The sequence below is a fragment of the Paenarthrobacter sp. YJN-5 genome (assembly GCF_015040095.1).
Taxonomy (GTDB): Bacteria; Actinomycetota; Actinomycetes; order Actinomycetales; family Micrococcaceae; genus Arthrobacter; species Arthrobacter ureafaciens.
In genome coordinates this window covers 3,994,079-4,014,333 of record NZ_CP053544.1, presented here as the reverse complement: position 1 = coordinate 4,014,333, position 20,255 = coordinate 3,994,079, and the positions used below count along the sequence as shown (strand labels likewise).

General features: G+C 63.6%; 20 protein-coding genes. 13 read left to right on the top strand and 7 right to left on the bottom strand.

What is annotated here, in order from left to right:
- The first annotated feature begins 235 nt into the window (after positions 1-235).
- The 3 genes from HMI59_RS18535 to HMI59_RS18525 all read left to right on the top strand — a co-directional run bounded on the left by HMI59_RS18535 (position 236) and on the right by HMI59_RS18525 (position 2,692).
- On the top strand, positions 236-1,063 hold the full coding sequence (locus tag HMI59_RS18535; protein ID WP_227471445.1) for a hypothetical protein: 828 nt from the start codon (positions 236-238) through the stop codon (positions 1,061-1,063).
- Between the two features lie 187 nt (positions 1,064-1,250).
- A complete protein-coding gene (fbaA, locus tag HMI59_RS18530) occupies positions 1,251-2,270 on the top strand; it encodes a class II fructose-bisphosphate aldolase (RefSeq protein WP_193592146.1) in 1,020 nt (339 codons plus the stop codon).
- Positions 2,270-2,692, top strand: a complete 423-nt coding sequence (locus tag HMI59_RS18525; RefSeq protein WP_021471721.1) for a DUF3151 domain-containing protein — start codon at positions 2,270-2,272, stop codon at positions 2,690-2,692. Before fbaA ends, HMI59_RS18525 begins: the two co-directional genes overlap by 1 nt.
- A gap of 153 nt (positions 2,693-2,845) precedes the next feature.
- On the opposite strand, the gene HMI59_RS18520 is transcribed toward HMI59_RS18525, so the two are convergent.
- Positions 2,846-3,478, bottom strand: coding sequence for a hypothetical protein (locus tag HMI59_RS18520; protein ID WP_021471720.1), 633 nt, complete (start codon positions 3,476-3,478; stop codon positions 2,846-2,848).
- Positions 3,479-3,827: 349 nt separating this feature from the next.
- Between HMI59_RS18520 and HMI59_RS18515 the strand changes: the two genes are divergently transcribed.
- The 7 genes from HMI59_RS18515 (at position 3,828) to HMI59_RS18485 (ending at position 11,331) form a co-directional block, all read left to right on the top strand.
- On the top strand, positions 3,828-5,117 hold the full coding sequence (locus tag HMI59_RS18515) for an adenylosuccinate synthase (protein WP_193592145.1): 1,290 nt from the start codon (positions 3,828-3,830) through the stop codon (positions 5,115-5,117).
- A 238-nt stretch (positions 5,118-5,355) separates the two neighbouring features.
- Complete coding sequence (locus HMI59_RS18510; protein WP_193592144.1) at positions 5,356-6,837, top strand: MFS transporter; 1,482 nt, start codon at positions 5,356-5,358, stop codon at positions 6,835-6,837.
- A 25-nt stretch (positions 6,838-6,862) separates the two neighbouring features.
- Positions 6,863-7,744: an SMP-30/gluconolactonase/LRE family protein gene (locus tag HMI59_RS18505; protein WP_193592143.1), complete on the top strand. Its 882-nt coding sequence runs from the start codon at positions 6,863-6,865 to the stop codon at positions 7,742-7,744.
- Positions 7,745-7,900: 156 nt separating this feature from the next.
- Positions 7,901-8,350 carry a MarR family winged helix-turn-helix transcriptional regulator gene (locus HMI59_RS18500; protein ID WP_227471646.1) on the top strand — a complete coding sequence of 150 codons (450 nt, stop codon included), beginning with the start codon at positions 7,901-7,903 and terminating at the stop codon, positions 8,348-8,350.
- Positions 8,347-9,609, top strand: coding sequence for an MFS transporter (locus HMI59_RS18495; protein ID WP_166186946.1), 1,263 nt, complete (start codon positions 8,347-8,349; stop codon positions 9,607-9,609). Before HMI59_RS18500 ends, HMI59_RS18495 begins: the two co-directional genes overlap by 4 nt.
- A 66-nt stretch (positions 9,610-9,675) precedes the next feature.
- Positions 9,676-10,827 (top strand): App1 family protein, encoded by a 1,152-nt coding sequence (locus HMI59_RS18490; RefSeq protein WP_193592142.1) that lies wholly within the window; start codon positions 9,676-9,678, stop codon positions 10,825-10,827.
- 81 nt (positions 10,828-10,908) lie between these two features.
- Positions 10,909-11,331: a hypothetical protein gene (locus HMI59_RS18485; RefSeq protein WP_193592141.1), complete on the top strand. Its 423-nt coding sequence runs from the start codon at positions 10,909-10,911 to the stop codon at positions 11,329-11,331.
- A gap of 85 nt (positions 11,332-11,416) precedes the next feature.
- Here the strand turns inward: HMI59_RS18485 and HMI59_RS18480 are convergent, their stop codons facing one another.
- The 5 genes from HMI59_RS18480 to HMI59_RS18460 all read right to left on the bottom strand — a co-directional run bounded on the left by HMI59_RS18480 (position 11,417) and on the right by HMI59_RS18460 (position 16,104).
- Complete coding sequence (locus HMI59_RS18480; RefSeq protein ID WP_193592140.1) at positions 11,417-12,529, bottom strand: FAD-binding oxidoreductase; 1,113 nt, start codon at positions 12,527-12,529, stop codon at positions 11,417-11,419.
- A 39-nt stretch (positions 12,530-12,568) separates the two neighbouring features.
- Positions 12,569-13,612, bottom strand: coding sequence for a Gfo/Idh/MocA family oxidoreductase (locus HMI59_RS18475; protein ID WP_193593821.1), 1,044 nt, complete (start codon positions 13,610-13,612; stop codon positions 12,569-12,571).
- Positions 13,612-14,409: an amino acid ABC transporter ATP-binding protein gene (locus HMI59_RS18470; RefSeq protein ID WP_276522948.1), complete on the bottom strand. Its 798-nt coding sequence runs from the start codon at positions 14,407-14,409 to the stop codon at positions 13,612-13,614. The genes HMI59_RS18475 and HMI59_RS18470 overlap by 1 nt, the downstream gene beginning before the upstream one ends.
- Entirely contained in the window at positions 14,406-15,194 is a 789-nt protein-coding gene (locus HMI59_RS18465) for an amino acid ABC transporter permease (RefSeq protein ID WP_021471708.1), read from the bottom strand. Before HMI59_RS18465 ends, HMI59_RS18470 begins: the two co-directional genes overlap by 4 nt.
- 85 nt (positions 15,195-15,279) lie before the next feature.
- Positions 15,280-16,104, bottom strand: a complete 825-nt coding sequence (locus tag HMI59_RS18460; protein ID WP_193593819.1) for an ABC transporter substrate-binding protein — start codon at positions 16,102-16,104, stop codon at positions 15,280-15,282.
- A gap of 221 nt (positions 16,105-16,325) precedes the next feature.
- Between HMI59_RS18460 and HMI59_RS18455 the strand changes: the two genes are divergently transcribed.
- A complete protein-coding gene (locus HMI59_RS18455) occupies positions 16,326-17,420 on the top strand; it encodes a LacI family DNA-binding transcriptional regulator (RefSeq protein WP_193592139.1) in 1,095 nt (364 codons plus the stop codon).
- A gap of 86 nt (positions 17,421-17,506) precedes the next feature.
- Here HMI59_RS18455 and HMI59_RS18450 read toward each other — a convergent pair whose 3' ends face one another.
- Positions 17,507-18,871 (bottom strand): MFS transporter, encoded by a 1,365-nt coding sequence (locus tag HMI59_RS18450; protein ID WP_370583523.1) that lies wholly within the window; start codon positions 18,869-18,871, stop codon positions 17,507-17,509.
- Positions 18,872-19,054: 183 nt separating this feature from the next.
- Here HMI59_RS18450 and HMI59_RS18445 point away from each other — a divergent pair, with 183 nt between their 5' ends.
- Both HMI59_RS18445 and HMI59_RS18440 read left to right on the top strand, forming a co-directional pair.
- Positions 19,055-19,564, top strand: a complete 510-nt coding sequence (locus tag HMI59_RS18445) for a MarR family winged helix-turn-helix transcriptional regulator (protein WP_193592138.1) — start codon at positions 19,055-19,057, stop codon at positions 19,562-19,564.
- A gap of 118 nt (positions 19,565-19,682) precedes the next feature.
- The gene (locus HMI59_RS18440; RefSeq protein WP_193592137.1) at positions 19,683-20,192 is read left to right on the top strand and encodes a hypothetical protein; all 510 of its coding nucleotides are present in this window, start codon (positions 19,683-19,685) and stop codon (positions 20,190-20,192) included.
- The last annotated feature ends 63 nt before the right edge of the window (positions 20,193-20,255 follow it).

Below are 20,255 nucleotides of genomic sequence, written 5' to 3'. Positions count from 1 at the left end.
CCCGCCGAGATGACATTTGATGACAATGCAGGGCGGGCGGATTGTCATTAAGTGCCATCTCGACGCGGGGTGAGCAGTGCGAACTGTGGATAACCCGATCGAGGCACAGCTTGGGTAGCCAGAATGGGGCATGCGCAGAAAAGAACTACCGGAACATCTCACAACTGGTTCATTCTCTGTGCGCGCTTCGGACAAGGCGGGCGTACCGCGGTCGCGGACCCATGCCAAGGATTTGGTGCTTGTTTCGCGCGGCATACGCGTGCCCGCCGCGTCCGGTGCCGCCGGAACTGCCGCCCTGCGCGCTTATACGGATCTGGATGACACCTCAGTGCTGGCTTCGCTGAGTGCGGCGAGGATCTGGGATATGCCGTTGCCTGCCAACGTCAGTGGTGATTGGCGCATCCACCTCGCACGACGCCGGGGATTCAGTTTTCCGCGGAGGACCAACGTAGTGGGTCACCTCCTCACGCTTCTTCCCGAGGAGACGGTCGAGTACGACGGCGTCAGACTCACCTCGCCTGCGCGGACATGGCTGGACTTGGCCGCCGTCCTGAACGTGGAAGACCTCGTTGCCGCCGGCGACCACCTGGTGTGCTCCCACGGTCCCGACTTCCCTGTTCCTAAAGCCGCCATATGCTCTACTGATGAACTGGCGGAGATCGTGCGCCGCCACCCGGGCATGCGGGGAGTGCGAACGGCCCGGGCAGCTTTGGAACTCATCCGTGTGGGGGCTGATTCTGCTCCGGAAACCCTCATGCGGCTGGCACTGGTCGACGCGAAGCTTCCCGAGCCAGAGTTGAACCTTGTGGTGCGCAATCACCTTGGGCAAGCTGTGCTGTGGCCTGACGGAGCGTACCGGGAGCATAAGATCTCCCTTCAATACGACGGGCGGCACCATGGCGGCCTTGAGCAACATCTGAGGGACATCGAACGCCAGGAAAAGTCGCTGGCCCATGGCTGGCTGGAGGTCCGGATTTCCAAACGCGACCTTGAAGGCGACAGGCCCGCCGTCGTTCACAAGGTGCGTCGCGCGCTCCTGAACCGAGGCTGGGCACCGAGATGACATTTAATGGCAATCCCAATGGTCGGGATTGCCATTAAATGCCATCTCGCGCCATCGAAGCGGAAGTGTTACCAGCCCAAGTGACCCGAAACACGGCGCCCGGGCGGTTATCGCTAGGATGGTGCTAGCCGTAAGCGGTCTACTCCAGGGTTACCCGCCCACAGACGAATTCAGCATAGGAGTCACCATGCCCATTGCAACCCCAGAGATTTACTCCGAGATGATCGATCGCGCAAAGGCCGGCGGCTTCGCCTTCCCTGCGGTCAACGTGACGTCGTCGCAGACTCTGAACGCTGCGATCCGCGGTTTCGCCGAGGCCGAATCGGACGGCATCATCCAGGTTTCCACCGGTGGCGCAGCCTACTGGTCCGGCGCTTCGGTGAAGGACATGGTGGCCGGTTCGCTGGGCTTCGCCGCGTTCGCCCGTGAAGTTGCCAGGAACTACAACGTCAACATCGCCCTGCACACGGACCACTGCCCGCAGGACAAGCTCGAAGGTTTCGTCCTGCCGCTGCTGGCCGCTTCCGAGGAAGCAGTGAAGGCCGGCAAGGACCCGATCTTCAACTCGCACATGTGGGACGGCTCCCACGAGACCCTCACGGACAACCTGCGCATCGGCCGGGAGCTGCTGCAGCGCGCTGCTGCCGCGAAGATCATCCTCGAGGTTGAGATCGGCACGGTCGGCGGTGAAGAAGACGGTGTGGAGAACGAGATCAACGAGAAGCTCTACACCACCACCGAGGACGCCCTGGCCACTATCGAGGCCCTGGGTGCCGGCGAGAACGGCCGCTACCTGACCGCCTTGACCTTCGGCAACGTCCACGGCGTCTACAAGCCGGGCAACGTCAAGCTCCGCCCGGAACTGCTCAAGCAGATCCAGTCCGAGGTCGGCGCCAAGATCGGCAAGGAAAACCCGTTCGACTTGGTCTTCCACGGCGGTTCCGGTTCCACCGAGCAGGAAATCGCGGACGCTGTTTCCTACGGCGTGATCAAGATGAACATCGACACCGATACCCAGTACGCGTTCACCCGCCCTGTGGCCGGGCACATGTTCTCCAATTACGACGGCGTCCTGAAGGTCGACGGCGGGCTGGGCAACAAGAAGACCTACGACCCCCGTGTCTGGGGTGCTTCGGCCGAAGCCGGCATGGCAGCACGCATCGTCGAGGCTGCCCAGCAGCTCGGATCGGCCGGCAAGACCTTCTAATGTCCGACGAATTCCGCAAGAACCTGATGGGGCCGGAGCCTACCCTCCTGCCCGCCGAAACCGACGTGTACCAGCACCTCGCCCTCGGCAAGGAAGCGTTGGACCTGGTTGCCCGGAACCCGACGTCCTCCCTGTTGTGGGCCATCCTCGCCGAGGAAGCATGGGATGAAGGCCGGACCATCGAGTCCTACGCGTTCGCCCGTGTCGGTTACCACCGCGGGCTGGATGCCCTGCGCCGCAACGGTTGGCGCGGAGTAGGCCCCATCCCGTGGGAGCACGAGCCCAACCAGGGTTTCCTGCGCGCACTGTACGCGCTGGGCCGGGCGGCTGCCGCAATTGGCGAGGCTGACGAGCCGGAGCGGATCGAGAAGTTCCTGAACGACTCGGACCCGAACGCGAAAGCAGCTTTGGAAGCCCGCTAAGGCGCGTCAACAAAGTACAAACGACGACGGCGACCCTCACCTACATGGCGAGGGTCGCCGTCGTCGTTAAGCCGCCCAAGTAGCTGGCAGTAGCGGTTGCTCTGAGCGCTGAGAACAACCCCTAATGCCAGTTAGTTGGGGGAGGGGTGAAGACTAAGCCTTGCGGGGGATGCCCGTGCGGGCCATGGCCTCGGCGTAGGCGGCGTGGATGGCGTCCAGGTATTCCTGCTGGCGCTCGGGGGTTCCGGCGAAGGAACGGCCGCCCAGGGAGCGGACCTTGAACGTCTTGAAGCCACGGCGGGCGATGCTGGCCGGAGCTGCCTTCATGAGCTGATCGGCCAGTCTGTGGGCCTCATTGCCGTGCGCCACCAGCGCGGACGTGCGCGGGAGCAGCTGCAGGAGGCGCAGCAGGGGCTTGAGGCCTTCGGTGATGTTCGCGGGGGTGAGCTTGCCCGGCTCCTCGTTGGGTTCGATCCACGGGTAAGCGTTCCACGGAATGACGTACTCCGGACGCAGGCCAAGCTGCCACTGCATTCCGAGCATGCGGGTGGTGGCTTCCTCGTCGCCGGGACGGATGAAGCCCTCGCCGGAGGTGGTGCGCTGGTTGGAGAAGAGGCTCACGATGCGGCAGTCGTCGATGCTGTGCGCGGGGTCGATGTAGAGGACCTCGCTTCCGGGCTTCTGTTCCTTGAGCGAATCGCACAGCGAGTTGACCTCGGCGATGTGGTCTTCGTAACGGCGGTTCCAGAGGAGTTGTTCGGGTGAGTCAGTCGCCAGGTCTTGCATCGGAAGTTAGGTCTCCTAGGTGTTACAGCGCGCACACAAGAGTGTCGGCTGCGGGCATGCCGCTGCCGATGCTCAAAAGGGTGCTGGTGGGGGCTGGTTAACCTTACCGGACTGTTGGACGACCGGTGATATCCACCGGCGCGCCGTCCGTTCGCAACGGGGCGGCCTGCGCCGCGGGGTGTCCCTTAAAGCCGGACTTTGTATGCTGATCGGCTAAACTTGGCTGGTAAGAGCCCCGAACCTCTTGCGTTGCCGCCGCACGCGGCAGGCTGTGCCAAGTACTGTCGGGGCGTTCTCATGTACGGCGCCAGGCCATGCGGCCCGGCCCGAAAGAATGGGGGAGGATCCCATGCCCGCAATCGTGATCGTCGGAGCCCAGTGGGGCGATGAAGGCAAAGGCAAAGCAACCGACCTGCTCGGGGGCCGCGTTGACTACGTGGTCAAGCCCAACGGCGGCAACAACGCCGGGCACACCGTGGTGGTGGGCGGCGAGAAGTACGAGCTCAAGCTCCTTCCCGCAGGCATCCTGAGCCCCAACGCCATTCCGATTATTGGCAACGGCTGCGTGGTGAACCTCGAGGCCCTGTTCCAGGAAATCGATGGCCTCGAAGCCCGCGGCGCGGACACCTCCCGCCTCCGCGTCTCAGCGAACGCCCACCTCGTGGCTCCGTACCACCAGGTGCTGGACAAGGTCACCGAGCGTTTCCTCGGCAAGCGCGCCATCGGCACCACGGGCCGCGGCATCGGCCCGGCCTACATGGACAAGGTGGCCCGCCTGGGCATCCGCGTCCAGGACGTCTTCGACGAATCCATCCTCCGCCAGAAGGTGGAAGGTTCGCTCCGCCAGAAGAACGAACTGTTGGTCAAGGTCTACAACCGCCGGGACATCGAGACCGAAGAGATCGTTCAGTACTTCCTGTCCTTCGCCGAGCGCCTGCGCCCGTTGGTGATCGACAGCACCCTCGAACTCAACAACGCTTTGGATGAAGGCAAGGTTGTGCTCATGGAAGGCGGCCAGGCAACGTTCCTGGACGTGGACCACGGCACCTACCCGTTCGTGACCTCCTCCAACCCGACGGCAGGCGGCGCGTCGGTGGGCTCGGGCATCGGCCCCACCAGGATCTCCCGCTCCATCGGCATCATCAAGGCGTACACCACCCGCGTTGGCGCCGGCCCGTTCCCCACGGAACTCTTTGACGAGATGGGCGGCTACCTGCAGAAGACCGGTGGCGAGTTCGGCGTGAACACAGGTCGCCCCCGCCGCTGTGGCTGGTACGACGCCGTCCTGGCCCGCCACGCCTCCCGCGTCAACGGTTTCACGGACTACTTCGTCACCAAGCTGGACGTGCTGACCGGCATCGAGCAGATTCCCGTCTGCGTGGCCTACGACGTTGACGGCGTCCGCCATGACGAGATGCCCATGACGCAGACCGAGTTCCACCACGCGGTGCCGATCTTCGAGTACTTCGACGGCTGGACCGAGGACATCACCGGTGCCCGCACCCTGGAAGACCTGCCCGAGAATGCGCGCAACTACGTGCTGGCCCTCGAGAAGCTCTCCGGTACGCGCTTCTCGGCCATCGGCGTCGGCCCGGACCGCGACCAGACGATCGTTGTTCATGACTTGATCAACGACTAACCCTCGCTGAATTACGACGACGGCGGGTCGCCCTTGGGTTCGAAAGGAACCTTGGGGGCGGCCCGCCGTCGTCGTTGTTCCGGCCGCTTCGATCGGCGCCTTTCTTATTTCCAAACCCGGGACTAATTCCGCCACCTGCGGGGTTAGCTCAATTTGGGGTACCAGCACATTTGTGGGGCACCAGCACGCTTGTGGAGCACCAGCACGGACGCGACGAGTTGAGGACGGTTGAAGGGGTATGAGCACGGAGATCGAGGACGGCGTCGGCTTCCGTTCCAAGCGGGGACCGATTCTCATTGCACTGATGCTGGCTACGGGACTGGTGGCCATTGACGCAACGATCGTGGCAACGGCGGTCCCGTCCATCGTGGAAGACATCGGCGGCTTCTCCTCTTTCCCTTGGCTGTTCTCGGCGTACTTGCTGGCCCAGGCGGTATCGGTCCCGGTCTACGCAAAGCTCTCCGATGTCCTGGGCCGGAAGCCGATCATCCTTGCCGGCATCGGGCTCTTCCTGCTCGGCTCCATCCTGTGCGGCCTGGCCTGGAGCATGCCGGCCCTCATAGCCTTCAGGGTGTTGCAGGGCTTGGGCGCAGGTGCGGTGCAGCCGGTGGCGATCACGATTGCCGGCGACATCTACACGTTGGCCGAGCGGGCGAAGGTCCAGGGCTACCTTGCCAGCGTGTGGGCCGTTTCCTCCGTGGTGGGGCCGACGCTCGGCGGCGTCTTCGCATCTTTGGAGATCTGGCGCTGGATCTTCTTTATCAACATTCCCCTGTGCATCCTGGCGGGCTGGGTGCTCGTCCGGACGTTCCACGAGAACGTCGATCGCACCAACCACCGGATCGACTACCTGGGTGCTGCGCTCCTCACCACGGCACTGAGCCTCCTCATCCTCGGCGCACTTGAGGGAGGCCAGGCTTGGGCGTGGAACTCTCCCATCAGCATCGGTGTCTTCGTCGTCGGGGCCGTCCTCTTCTCCGCCTTCCTGCTGGTTGAGCGGAAGGCCGCGGAACCGGTCCTTCCGCCGTGGGTGGTCTCCCGCAGGCTGCTGGCCACGACGGCGTTGGTCGCGTTCGGGATCGGTGCCGTGATGCTTGGCCTCACCACGTACGTGCCGACGTTCCTTGAAGGCGCCCTTTCCACCTCGCCGCTCCTGGCCGGGCTGGCATTGGCGGCGCTGACGCTTGGTTGGCCCATCAGTGCATCCCAGGCAGGCCGCTTCTACCTCCGTATCGGGTTCCGGAACACGGCGATCATCGGGATCTTCATTACTGTTGCCGGCACCGGAATCCTGGCCCTCACGGCGTCTTCCCCCAGTGTCCTGCTGGTGGCGGCGGCCTGCTTCGTGGTAGGACTTGGTCTGGGGCTCGTTGCGACTCCGAGCCTGATCGCGGCCCAGACGAGCGTTGAGTGGAACGAGCGCGGCGTGGTCACGGGCACCAACCTGTTTGCCCGCTCCATCGGCAGTTCCATCGGCGTCGCGGTTTTCGGCGCCGTTGCCAACGCCATTTATGCCAGTAGCGGCGGGCCCAACCCGCAAAGTACCGGGGCGGCTTCGACGGCAGTTTTCTTTGCCGTGCTCGTCAGCGCTGCGTTGACCGTCGTCGCGGTCCTGGCCATGCCACGGGAAGCTGCGAAAGGCCGGCAAGCTGCGGAAGCCTCCGACCGTGACTCAGTGCCTGCGGATATTGGAGCGAAAGCAACCGAGTCAGAGCGCTAGACCGAAACCATTGGAAGGACACCGCGTGGAAGAGCTGATCACGGGCACCGTGGAGAAGTTGTTCGAGGGCACTCTTTGGGCAGAAGGGCCCGTCTGGATCCCGGCAACCCAAACCGTCCGCTGGAGCGACATCCCCAACAACCGGATCCTCGAATTCCACGCTGAAACCGGCCAAACCCGGGAATATGCCACCGGCGTCGAGTTCACCAACGGACGGACCCTGGACCGCGACGGCAGCGTCGTCCAGTGCAGCCACGGGAGGCGGCGGGTGGAACGGGACCACGACGGCGTGGTGACGCCTTTGGTGGATTCGTTCGGCGGGCACCGGCTCAATTCGCCCAACGATGTTGTGGTGGCCAGTGACGGCACGGTGTGGTTCACGGATCCGCCGTACGGCATTTTGCCCGGAACCGTGGAAGGCCATGAGGGCGATCAGGAGTATGGCGGTTGTTATGTTTTTCGCTTTGACCCGGCCACCCGTGAACTGACCCCTGTTGTCACCGACCTGATCCATCCCAACGGCTTGGCGTTCTCCCCGGATGAGTCGTTCCTTTATGTCGCGGACACCGCCGGCCCGGACCGCGGATCGCCGTACCGCATTGCGGCCTACCCGGTTGAGGACGGGACCTGCGGGGCCGGGACAACATTCGTCGAGCTCGAGGACGACCGCCCTTCGGACGGTTTTCGGGTGGACATCGAGGGAAGGGTGTGGACATCCGCCGGAGCCTCGGTCCGGGTGTACGCCCCCGACGGCGGTCTGCTGGCCGCCGTCGAACTTCCCGAGAAGGTGTCCAACCTCTGCTTCGGCGGGCCCGACGGGCAGGATCTCTACATCACGGCCACCACCTCGCTCTACCGCCTTCGGACGGGAACGACGGACTGCACGGTCAGTCGCAAGCAAGCCTGATCACATTCCATGGACAGGGTGCTGAGGGGAGGAGCATAATAGTTAGCGGAGCTAATTAGCACTGCTAACTATTATGCCGACCTCAGGAGGCGCCTCCCCTTGACCGGAACCAACGCAAGCGAAACCAACGCGACCGGATCCCATTTGACCGGAGCCATAGCACCAGCCGATCCAATAGCCGATCCGGGCATCCAACCGGATCTCCTAGCCATTGACCTTCGAACAGCCGTGATGCGCACCTCCCGGCGCCTGCGCATCGAAGCCACGGGTGACGTCATCACTCCGGGCCAATACACGGTCCTTGCCCACCTCAACACCGCATCGCAGACGCTGAGGGAGCTCGCCGATCGCGAGCACGTCCAGGCGCCCTCGATGACCCGCATCGTCAACGCGCTGACGGAACAAAGGTTCGTGTCGCGGCAGGCGCATCCCGCCGATGGCCGGCAGGTGCAGATCAGCATCACCCAAGCGGGCAAGGAAGTCCTTGCGGAGGCCCGCAGCCAGCGAACGGCATGGCTTGCCCAGCGCGTCGCAGGGCTTAGCGAAGAGGACCGGCTCACCCTGAGCCGGGCGGCACGCATCATGCAGGAGATGAGTGCCAAGTGAGCGCCATGTTCAAGGCCTTGGAAAACCCCAACTACCGGCTCTGGGCAGGCGGCGCGCTGGTCTCCAACATCGGTACGTGGATGCAGCGCGTGGCCCAGGACTGGCTGGTCCTGACCATCCTCACTGACCACTCGGGTACGGCGGTAGGCATCACCACGGCGCTGCAGTTCCTTCCCATGCTGTTGTTCGGTCCCTACGCCGGCGTGCTGGCCGATCGCTACCGCAAGCGGGTCATCCTGCTGTGGACGCAAGCTGCCATGGGTATCTGTGGCCTGGTCGTCGGACTTCTGGTGGTCACCGGAGTGGCGGAACTGTGGCACGTCTACATAGCCGCTGCCGCCTTGGGCCTGGCCGCAGCCATGGATGCCCCGGCGCGGCAAGCGTTCGTCTCTGAGCTCGTAGGGCCGGAGAAGCTCTCCAATGCCGTGGCCCTCAACTCGGCGTCCTTCAACAGCGCCCGCCTGACCGGTCCGGCGATCGCGGGCGTCCTGATTGCGTGGATCGGCACCGGGCCGGTCTTCATCCTCAACGCGGCGAGCTTCGTTGCCGTCATCATCTCCCTCCTCCGGGTCAAGGTCTCCCAACTGGAGCCGGCCACGCCGGTGGCACGCGGAAAGCACCAGTTCCTCGACGGACTGCAGTACGTGCGCCAACGCCCTGACCTCACACTGATCATGGTGATGGTGGGCCTGCTGGGCGCATTCGGCATGAACTTCCCGGTGACCAACTCCCTGATGGCCACAGCAGAGTTCGGCATGGGCCCGGAGGAGTTCGGTGCGCTGGGATCCATCATGGCCATCGGAACCCTGGCCGGTGCGTTGCTGGCGGCGAGGCGTTCGGGTCCCCGGCTGAGGTTCCTGCTGGGAGGGGCCCTGAGCCTGGGCATCTTCACCTTGGTGGCAAGCGTCGCGCCAAGCTTCTGGGTCTACGCGGTGGTGCTGATTCCTGTGGGCCTTGCCTCCATCACGTTCCTCAATAGCTGCAACACCACCATCCAGCTGTCCGTGGAGCCTCAGTTCCGTGGCCGCGTTCTCGCGTTGTACCTTGCGATCCTGCAGGGCGGCACGGCGATCGGGGCGCCCCTGATGGGATGGATCGGTACCGAATTCGGAGCACGGTGGTCGGTTGCGGCGGGCGGCGCGGTGGTCCTGGTGACCGGTGTGGCGTGCGTGATCCTGGTCAGCCGCCGCAGTGAGAAAACCCTCCGGCAGCACGTCCGCAACGTGTGGACGCGGCGGCGCCCTGCCGAGGCTTCCTAGGCGTGGCGAGCCCCAAAGTGAAGCCGGGTAACGGAACGCGTTGCCTGCCCGTGCCAGACTAAAGCCATGCGTTCACGTTCCCAGGCACCGCGCACACCGTCCGATTCCCTCGAAACCGGCCACCCGGCGTCGTCCGTCAAGGAGGGCAGCCGCCACTTGGCTGCAAGGCTCGACGACGCGTGGTTGCGGTTCCAGACCCGCCTCGCCATCCGGAGGGGCCACGTAGTGACGGTCGTTCCGCATACGGGGTATGGAACGACGTCCTGGGTGCGGGTGCTCGCCAGGGTGGTGCGAAGCGATCCACGGGACATCGGCAATTCGGGAAACGGCTCGAAGCGGCCCCTGACGGAGGGGATGCGCGGTTGGCGCAACTTTACGAGCGCGCCGGTAGCGCACGCTGCCGTCCGCATCACGGTGGGCGGAGAAGTCCACGACGTCGAGGCGGACCGCGGGGGAGTGGTGGACGCCCGCATTTCCGCTAACCTGGCGGCCGGTTGGCACAAGGTGAGCCTCCAATCGGGCGAATCCGACGTTGTGGAGGCTCCGGTGCAGATCGTTCCGGACGACGCTGATTTTGGACTCATTTCCGACATTGACGACACCGTGATGGTGACCGCCCTGCCCCGGCCCTTCCTGGCCGCCTGGAACACGTTTGTGCTCAACGAGCACGCCCGCACCCCGACTCCGGGCATGGCGGTGCTCTACGAAAGAATCGTGCGGAGCGCTCCCGAAGCTCCGGTGTTGTATTTGTCCACCGGTGCCTGGAACGTAGCCCCTACCCTTTCCCGCTTCCTCTCACGCAACCTTTATCCGGCCGGGCCTAAGCTGCTCACGGATTGGGGACCCACGACGGACCGGTGGTTCCGCAGCGGAAGGGAGCACAAGGAGGGAAGCCTGGAACGGCTGGCCGAGGAGTTCCCGCACATCAAGTGGCTGTTGGTGGGCGACGATGGCCAGCATGACGTTGCCATTTACACCGAGTTCGCCCAGCGGCATCCGGAGAATGTGTGCGCCATTGCCATCAGGCAGCTGTCAGTCGGCGAGGCGGTCCTTGCCGGTGGCCGGTCATCCGACGCCGGGCCGACCCCCGGTGTCCCGTGGATCTATGCACCCGACGGTGCGGGGATGTCCGACCAGCTGGAAGAGCTCGGCATCATTACCAGCGGCCCACGGCCAACAGAACTGCCGGGCGAGGACGTCCCGGGAGGCGCCGACTAGTCCTTGTGCCCCAGTACTGCCGTCCGCTTCACTTCTGCGCTATCCTTTAGTAAGGATACTTACTTTATGGAGGTGGAGGCGATGGGAAAGGCAGACGGTTTATCGGACGGAATGTCCCTGCCCCAGGGAGAGCGCATGTGGTGCTCCCGCTGCCAATCGGACGAGCATCTGGTGCTGCACTCCATTGATTCGGTCCACGCGCACAACGTCGGCCTGTTGGTGGCTGTGTCTTACACCTGCGCCGACTGCGGCCTTGCCCAGTCCCACTTCACTCCCTTGCGCGAAGTGGCTTCGAAGTTGAACACGAAGGAAAACCTTGAAGGGCTGATTGTTTTCGAAGACAGCTACCTTCATTGTGGCGATCCCATGGTTCCCATTCCCGTCGAAGTCCGGCGGAGCATCACCGCCAAGCCTGTTGGAGCGGAAGAGTTGCTGGATGTTCGGCTCGGCACCAAAGTCCTGCAGTGCATGGACTGCGGGTTCCGGCTGGAGTTGCCGGCGTAAGCACACACCATGAAAGGAGCCCCGGCGCGTTGCCGGGGCTCCTTTCATATCGAGTCCGGGTCAGGATGAGCTGCGAACAACCGCCCTAGGAGAAGCGGCCCGGGCGGAACGTGGCCAGCATCGGGTGCTTCCGGCCCGTCAGGATCTCCCCGGAGAGCAACTCGCCGGCGATCAGCCCCAGCGTCGCCCCCGAGTGCGTGAACGCAACAAAGCAGCCGGGTACCTGTCCCAGTTCGCCGAACACCGGCTCGCCGTCGCCCGGGATCGGCTTGTAGCCGATCTTCCACGACGCAGGCTTCAACTCCGGATTGCCGTCGATCAGCTTGGACGATTCATCCGCCAGTTCCTGGACGATGTCATCCGGGATCGTGAAGGAACCATCGGGGTGCTCGGTGATGTGCTCCTCGTACCAGTCATGGTCCAGGGCGAAGGTCCGTCCGGGGTTGGGGCGCACGGCGGCGCGGGGGGTGTTCATTACGGCGGTCACACGGTGCTCCACCGGTTTGGTGACAACCAGCATGGACACGGGCGAACCGTTGGGGATTTCCACTCCGAGGGGCTTCACCACGCCGGGAGTAGCCGCGCCGCACGCCACGAGGACCGCGTCCGCTGCGTAGGTGGCACCGCCGGAGGTTTCGACGCCGGTGGCCTTGCCGCCGTCGACCGTCACCGAAACCTTGCCCGCGTTAAGGACCAGCCGGCCGCCCAGGGCGTGGAATTCCTCCATGAGGAAATTCACCAGGTCCGGGAGGCTGACCCACCCCTCGCCGGGGTTGAAGATGGCGTTCTCAGGAACGGCGCCGGAATCGATGCCAGGGGTGACCTTGGCGATGTCTTCCGGTGCCAGGAGCTTCGAGTCGTAGCCGATCGACTCCTCGTAGGCGTGGCGTGCCTCGGTGGCTTCCTTGTGACCGGCGGCGTTCCACATGAGGCCCCCGCCGAACTGCAACCATTCACGGGTGGGATCGCTCGCGAACAGGGTGCGGTAACGGTCCACGCCGGCCACGCGCAGCTGGTGGTACGGCGTTGAGCGCTCGCCGGCCGAATTGAGCCAGGACAAGGAGCGTCCGGTGGCTTCGCTGGCCAGGCCCTGCTCGGTCAACAGGGTGACCGAAGCGCCCCCGCGGAGCAGGTGGACAGCGGTGGAAACACCCAGGATGCCGCCTCCGATGACGGCAACGTGCTTGGTGGAGGACATGGTTCTCCCTTTCATCTCAAGGTTGGAAAACTTGCGGGGTCAGGCGTAGGCGTGGATTGACTCGATGACCCGCAGGGTCTCAAGTGCTTCAGCAGCCTGGACAGGCAGTGGGCCTCGGCCGCTCAGCGCAGCGGCGAGTTGGGAATAGAAGCGCGGGTAGCTGCCCTTTTCGGGCGGAACAGGCACGGCGGAGCCGTCCACTCCCAGAAGCCCCCAAGACTCCTGGGGTTCGCTTCCGTAGGAAGGGTCCGACGGCGTGACGCCCGCTGCCAGGGCGGGTTCCTGACCGTCCAGTCCCCATTTGGTGTACCCGGCCTTTGAGCCAAGCACATGGAAGCGGGGGCCCACTTGGGCGGCCATGCCGTTCATCCACAGCCGGGACCGGACGCCCGATTCGTGACGCAGGGACACAAAAGCTTCAGTGTCGGCGGCCGCTGGATGCGGGCCGTGGTTGGCTGTTTCCCCGTAGCTCTCCGCAACGGGGCCGAACAGCTGGATGGCTTGGTCGATCAGGTGCGCTCCGAGGTCATGGAGGATTCCGCCGCCTTCGGCCAGCGTTGCCGAGTCACGCCAATTGCCGAAGCCTTCCGGGCGCCACCACTCGAACCGGGACTCAAAAGTTCGGACTTCTCCGAGGGCTCCCTCGTCCAGCAGCTTCCGCAGCGTCAGGAAGTCGGCGTCCCACCGGCGGTTCTGGAAGACCGTCAGCTGCACCCCGGCGTCGGACGCCCGTGCCAGCAGCTCCTCGCCGTGGGCCGTTGTGGTGACAAAGGGCTTGTCCACCACCAGGTTGAGCCCATGCGCGATTGCCGTAGCCCCCAGTTCCATATGGGTCAGTGGCGGGGTTCCGAGGACCACCAGGTCCAGCTGCCCGGACAAGGCGAACAATTCCTCAGCCGTCCCGACGATCCGTGCTTCCTGGTAGAGCCGTGCTGCCTCGGCAGCGCGCCGGGGATCCGCCGTCACGATTACATCCAGCGAGTAGGCAGGGTCCGCTGCAATCAGCGGTGCGTGGAAAACCTTGCCGGAGACGCCGAACCCGACGACGGCGGTGCGGATGGGTGCGTTGGTCGCGGGGCCCATCACAGGACTTCCGAAAGGAACCGCTGCAGGCGTTCGCTGCGCGGATTGTCGAACAGTTCAGTGGGCGGGCCCATCTCCACAACTTCTCCTTCGTCCATGAACACCACCTGGTCCGCAACCTTGCGGGCGAAGTTCATCTCATGGGTGACCACCAGCATGGTCATTCCGCGTCGTCCAAGTCCGGCCATCAGGTTCAGGACGCCTTTGACTAGCTCCGGGTCCAGGGCGCTGGTTGCTTCGTCGAAAAGCATCACCTCGGGTTCCATGGCCAACGCGCGGGCAATGGCGACGCGCTGCTGCTGGCCGCCGGAAAGGTCCCTCGGGCGGTGGTCCGCACGTTCAGCCAGGCCTACTTCCGCAAGCCGGCGCCGCGCCCGTTCCCTGGCCTCCGCCTTGGACATGCCCTTGACGCTCCAGAGCGCCAAGGCCACGTTGTCCAGCGCCGTGTGGTCAGGAAAAAGGTTGAAGTGCTGGAACACCATGCCGATCCTGGCACGGAGAATGTCCGGTTTGACCTGTAGAGCGCTTTTTCCGGCCAAGAGGACATCGCCGCTCTTTGGCTCATGCAGGCGGTTCACGCCCCGCAGGAGGGTGGACTTGCCGGAGCCGGAGGGGCCGATGATGCAGGTGGTGGTTCCCGGCTCGACCGTGAGGCTGACATTGCGGAGGACGTCCACATCGCCGTAGGCCATGGTCAGGCTTCGCAGTTCCAGGCTGGAACCGTGGAACTTTTCGATGTCCGGCGCGGTGGTGGCGCTTCTGCTGGTGCCGGCGCTGGTGCTGCTGGTGAGGTTCACGTATTGCTCCCGGAGATGAGCGGCGAAGCCGCGTCGAGTTCCTTGACTTCCTTCAGGCCGCTGGTCGGGGCTGTGGGACGACGGCGGCCGGTCCGGAACTTGTTGTCGAAGTAGTTGACGAGGTGGGTCAGGGGCACTGTGATCACCAAGTAGAAGATGCCTGCCATGACCAGTGGTGAGAGATTGCCGGACAGCACTGCGGCGTCCTGGCCAACCCTGAACAGTTCGCGCTCGCTGACCAGCAGCCCCAGGAAGTACACCAGGGAGGAGTCCTTCACGATGGCGATGAACTGGTTGACCAAGGCGGGGAGTACGCGGCGCACGCCTTGCGGAACCACAACCAAGGCCATGGACTTGCTGTAGCTCATGCCCAGGGCCCGGCAGGCTTCGCCTTGGCCCTTGTCCACGCTCAGGATGCCGGCGCGGAAGATTTCTCCGATGTAGGCACTGGCGATGAGGCTCAGGGCGATGATGCCCAGTGGATAGGGGGAGGGCCCGAAGACCGATTGGCTCAAACGGGCGAAACCCTGTCCGATCAGGAGGATGGTGAGGATGGCGGGCAGGCCGCGGAAGAGGTCGGTGTAGATCCGTGCGGGAATGCGGAGCCACTTTGAGCGTGAGATGCCCATGACGGCCACCACCATGCCCATCACTACGCCAAGGATGGTGGCTGCGATGGAGATGATGAGGGTGTTGAGGAGGCCAACTCCGAGGAGTTGGGGCAGTACTTCGACCATGGCGTTGAAATCGAAGAACGTGCGGCTGATGGTGTTGAGCCAATCCATTGAATGCTCTCAGACGGTAGTTGGATTTGTGTTTCTGCCGGGCGGGCCGCCATTGGCGTGCGCGATGGCGGCCCGCCCTGTTGAATTACTTGCTGCTGGCCGCGGGGGAGGGGCTGGAAGTCTGTTCTGCTTTGGGCAGGTACTGCTCCGGCATGGGAGATCCCGGGAACCACTTCTGGTACAGCTTCTTCCACGTGCCGTCTTCCATGGCTTCGGCGAGTCCCTTGTTCAGCGCTTCCTTGAACTCCGGCTTGTTCTTGGCGATCGCGAAGCCGGCAGGGGCATCGAAGGAAGGGATGTCCGCGGCGCTGACCAGACCAAATTGGTCCTGGTAGGACTTGGCGGCTTCGTAGTCCAGGAAGTGCGCGTCAACTGCTCCGCTGTTCACTGCCGAGATGGCCGTGTTGTTGTCGGGGAAGCGGACCAGCTGCGAGGAAGTGAAGTTCTTCACCGCGTAGGCTTCCTGGAGCGTTCCCTGGACTACGCCGAGGCGCTTGCCGTTGAGCCCGTCAACGTCCTTGATGCCCGAGGTCTTGGTGGTGATGACCGTGAGGTAGCCGGCCAGGTAGCCCTCGGAGAAGTCGACCGTTTCCTTGCGCTTGTCGGTAATGCCGATTGCTGCGACTCCGACGTCGAATTGGCCGTTGGCGACGGCAGCGAGCAGCCCGGAGAAGTCCTGTCCGGTGAAGACTACGTTGTCCACGCCGGCGCGGTGTGCCACGTCCTTGAAGAGTTCAACATCGAACCCCGTGAAGTTTCCGGAGCTGTCGGTGAAGGTGTAAGGCTTTGAGTCGCCAAGGCTTGCGACCCGGATGGTGCCGGGTTCGATCAGGCCGTAGGGATTGTTGGCGGAGGGGGAGCTCCCCGCGGAGGAGCCTCCGCAGCCGGAGAGGGCAATGACGGCCGCCATTGCTGCGGCTGCGAACGCAGCGGGGCGGAACTTCAGTTTGATCACAGCGTGTCCAATCGTGGGAGGGATGCGGTGCTGTCGGGGGCAGCCGGGAGATCTTGCTCGATGTTGAGTCTTGTTGAGTCCGGTCTCACCGCTTAGGATTGAGACCGGACTCACATCGTTTGAACGAATGTAGCGGAACTCACAAAGCCGCGTCAACACCCCCGTGAAAGGTGAACATGAGCACTGAAGGATCCCGACGGCGGGACGTAACGGTTGCCGACGTCGCCAGGGCCGCGCAAGTGTCCAAAGCACAAGCAGCGCGTGCTTTGGGGAACTATGGAGCCGTCAGCGATGACGTCCGCGAGCGTGTCCTTGCGGCTGCCGAAGAGCTCGGCTACCGTCCCAACGAGTTGGCCCGGAGCATGAACACGGGACGCTCGAACACCCTAGGGGTGGTGGTAGGCGACATCGAAAACCCGCACTTCGGCCTCGCCACCCGCGGCATCACGGACACGGCAAAAAAGAGTGGGTACAACGTCATCCTCATCAACACCGACGAGGAGAAGCAGGCCGAAGTGGATGCCGTCCGTGTACTGCTGGACAAACGAGTGGACGGATTGATCGTCGCGCCCGCTTCCTCCACGGATTTTCCGCACCTCCGGGAGGTCCAGGAGTCCGGGCGTCCGCTGGTCCTCCTGGACAGGGCGGCGGAGGGGTTGGAGGTTGAGACCTTCGCCGTGGACATGGGCCCGGTTTCCTATGAATCCACCAAGCAACTCATCGGGCTCGGCCACCTGCGGATAGCGTTCGTCTCCACCTTGAAAACGGAGCAGCCCTACCAGGAGGGAATGGTGCTGGAGTCTTCGCAGATCTCGGACCGCGTGGACGGTATGCGCCGTGCGTTCCAGGAGCAGGGGCTCCCTTTCCCCGCTGACTTGGTCCGCCTCAACGCCGGGGACGCCGGGTCCATCAAGGCCGTTGCCCGCGAACTTGTGACCGGTCCGGACCCCGCCACGGCCATCATCGCCTCAGACGGCCTGATCGCGCTCAGTGTTGTTGAAGCAATCCAGGAATCAGGCCTCCGGATTCCGGATGACATCTCCTTCATCATGTACGACGACTTCGCTTGGACCCGGCTCATCTCTCCGCCGCTCACAGTCATTGCCCAGCCGGTGTATGAGATGGGCAGGGCTGCAGCTTCGGCGCTGATCCGGAAAATTGAGGGGAGGCCAGCGGCGGCATCCGGCCCGGAGCTGCACCCGCGGCTCATCCAGCGCGGATCAGTTGGAGCTCCCCGAACGGCTTTGGAGGGGACTCTGTCCCTCAGCTGAACGGGCAGCGCCATCGGTGTGGAAGCAGCTTTTGCTTCCACACCGATGGCTTTGTTAGCGGACTTCTCTGTTACCGGCCTTCCTGGTTACCGGGCTTCGAGGTCCTCAAGGGTCTTGCCCTTCGTATCGGCGGAGAGCATCGTGGCGACGGCGGCAACAGCGCAGATGCCCAGTGTGGTCAAACCGATGACCATGGGGATGTTGCTGGAACCCGGAGGGGCGATTGCCGTGAAGAGGCTCGGGAAGAACGAGGCAATCATGAGTCCGATGTTCTGGGAGACAGCGAAACCAGTGACACGGATCCGCATGGGGAACTGCTCCTGGAAGAACGTGGCGAACGTGCCGTTCCACATTTGGAAGAAGATGCCCTGGACAATAACGACGCAAACGAAGACCAGAGGCAGGCTGCCCAGCTGGATCGCGTACAGGTAGCCCATGGTGAGCAAACCGCCCGCGAGTCCACCGGCAACCATCAGGGTTCGGCGGCCGATGCGGTCGGACAGCGCGCCGAAGAGCGGGATGGTGACGACGGCGGCGACGTTGGCGGCCATAGTGACCCACAGGAACTCGCTGCTGGAGAACCCGATGCCGTAGCCCTTTTGCGTTGCGTATGAGACGCCGAAGATGAGGGTTGCCATGCCGATCACGTTGGTAAAGGTCATCGCGATGCATCGGACCAGTACCCACGGGTGCGTGCGGAGCAGGTCAACCAGCGGGAAGCGGCGCTTGGCTGTCGCGTCGCCTGACTGCGCCACGTAGGCGGGGGGCTCCTGCACGCGGCGGCGAATGACGTAGCCCGCCACGATCACTAAGGCGCTCAGAAGGAACGGCAGGCGCCAACCCCAGGAGTGGAACTGCTCTTCGGGAAGCAAGGCAGCCAGCGGAATCAGGACTGCCGTGGCAAGGATGGAGCCCACCTGGGTGCCTTGGAGGCTGAAGCTGGCGAAGAAGCCGCGTTTCCCATCAGGGGAGTGCTCCACAATCATGGCGCTTGCGCCGCCGAGTTCGCCGGCTACCGCGAAGCCCTGGATGAGGCGCAGGATCACCAGCAGCAGCGGCGCAAGGAGTCCAACCTGTCCATAGGTGGGAAGCAGGCCCACGGCGAAGGTTGCGAAGCCCATGAGCAGCATGGCGAAGACCAGAACCTTCTTGCGCCCGTGCTTATCGCCATAAGCGCCCAGGACTACGGCTCCGAGCGGCCGTGAAACATAGCCGACGGCGTAGGTGGCAAGGGAGGCGATGATGCCCACGGTCGGGTTCTCCGTGGGGAAGAAGATAGTGGGGAAGAGGAGTGTGGCTGCCAGGGAGTACAAGGCGAAGTCGTAGTACTCAAGGGCGCTTCCGATCCAACCACTCATCGCGGCCTTCTTGGGATCTTTCCGGCCCGGGGTGGTGTCGATCGGGGTGTCTCCCGGGGTGGGAATTGTTTCCCTTCGGTGCATGACGCTCACGTGGATCTCCTTAGTCGTCATTGGCAAGGATGCTGCGGTTGAATCGATTCATAAATCATAGTTCGTGATCTGCGTTACGTCAAAAGGTGGACTCCCTGCAGTCGGCGCCCCGGATTCCGTGTAACCTCGTTAAACCGGATAAACCTTGATTCGCGAAATACACGGCTAGCTAGGAAAGTGGACATGAACCCGCGAAGCGTTTTTCAGGACGATTGGTTCGACCTCGGAAATCAGAAGGTGACGGGAGCGCATGCGCTGGCTTCCCTTCGTGACCTTCAGCGCGCCATTAACGAATGGCGTCGTCGCAATCGCTCGCAGAGCGGCGTCGGAGACACGGACATCGTTGCCCTCCAGATCATCTTCGACGCCGAAAAGGACGGACTGGCTGTCAGCCCCCGCGACTTGAGTGAGCGTCTGGGCATTACGTCTGCAGCCACCACCATGCTGATCGACCGGCTTGAAGCCTCGGGCCACATTCGACGCGAAAGGCATCCGAGTGATCGCCGTTCGGTTATTCTGCGTCCGGTTTCCCTCGCTCTTGAGCCGTACCCCGCACTTGCTGCGTTGAGGGATCTCATTTCGGCCGAAGCCGACGCCCTGACTCCGGACGAGGCGGGGGCGGTTGCATCCTTCCTGGGCAGGCTCGCTGACGGGGTGGGCAAGCTCGGCGTTGCGGAGCTTCGCAAATCCTGAATGGACACCCGGCTAAAAAAGCAATATAACTAGTTTATCGAGTTACTTTGCAGGTTAGCGAGATTGGGTGGTTGTTATGACAGCAGTACTGCATGGCCCCGGTGCGAACGAACGCCCAATGAATGAAGATGATGATGCCGTGGACGGCGTCATCGAACTGGTTTCCCCGGCGGAGCAGGCTGCCGAGGTGGAAACGTTGACGGAATCTTCGCACGTTTCCGGCGCGGAGCCGGCTGCCGAGGTTGGTTCCAGTCTGGTGCGCGAGGCGGGGCTGAGCCAAATGGCTGAGATGGGCCACGTCCCGGCGGCCGGAAGTCCCATGCACTGTGGAGCCGCAATGTCCCTCTCGGTGTCGCCCGGGCCCGTCACGAGCGGTCGCGCCGATGGTGAGGTCTGGCCGGCGTGGGCGTGCTCCTGCGGTTTCCGGATGGACGCGGAAGCCAGCGATTTCGTGGGCAGCGTCTGGACGGCTGCTGCCCTGGTGGAATCGCTGCAATGGGAGATGGACTCTGCAAAAGAGTCGCTGGGCCATGCAGTCCGGCAGGCCACCTTGGCCGGTGTTCAGGGCCGGGACCTCCAGTTGGCTTCAGGCTTGACCGAGCCTGACCTCAAGGAACTCCTGGGCTAGCAGGACTGCAGGGATACTCGCCTATCCAATGGCGATTTCAGTTTGTTGCTTCTAGGATCATTG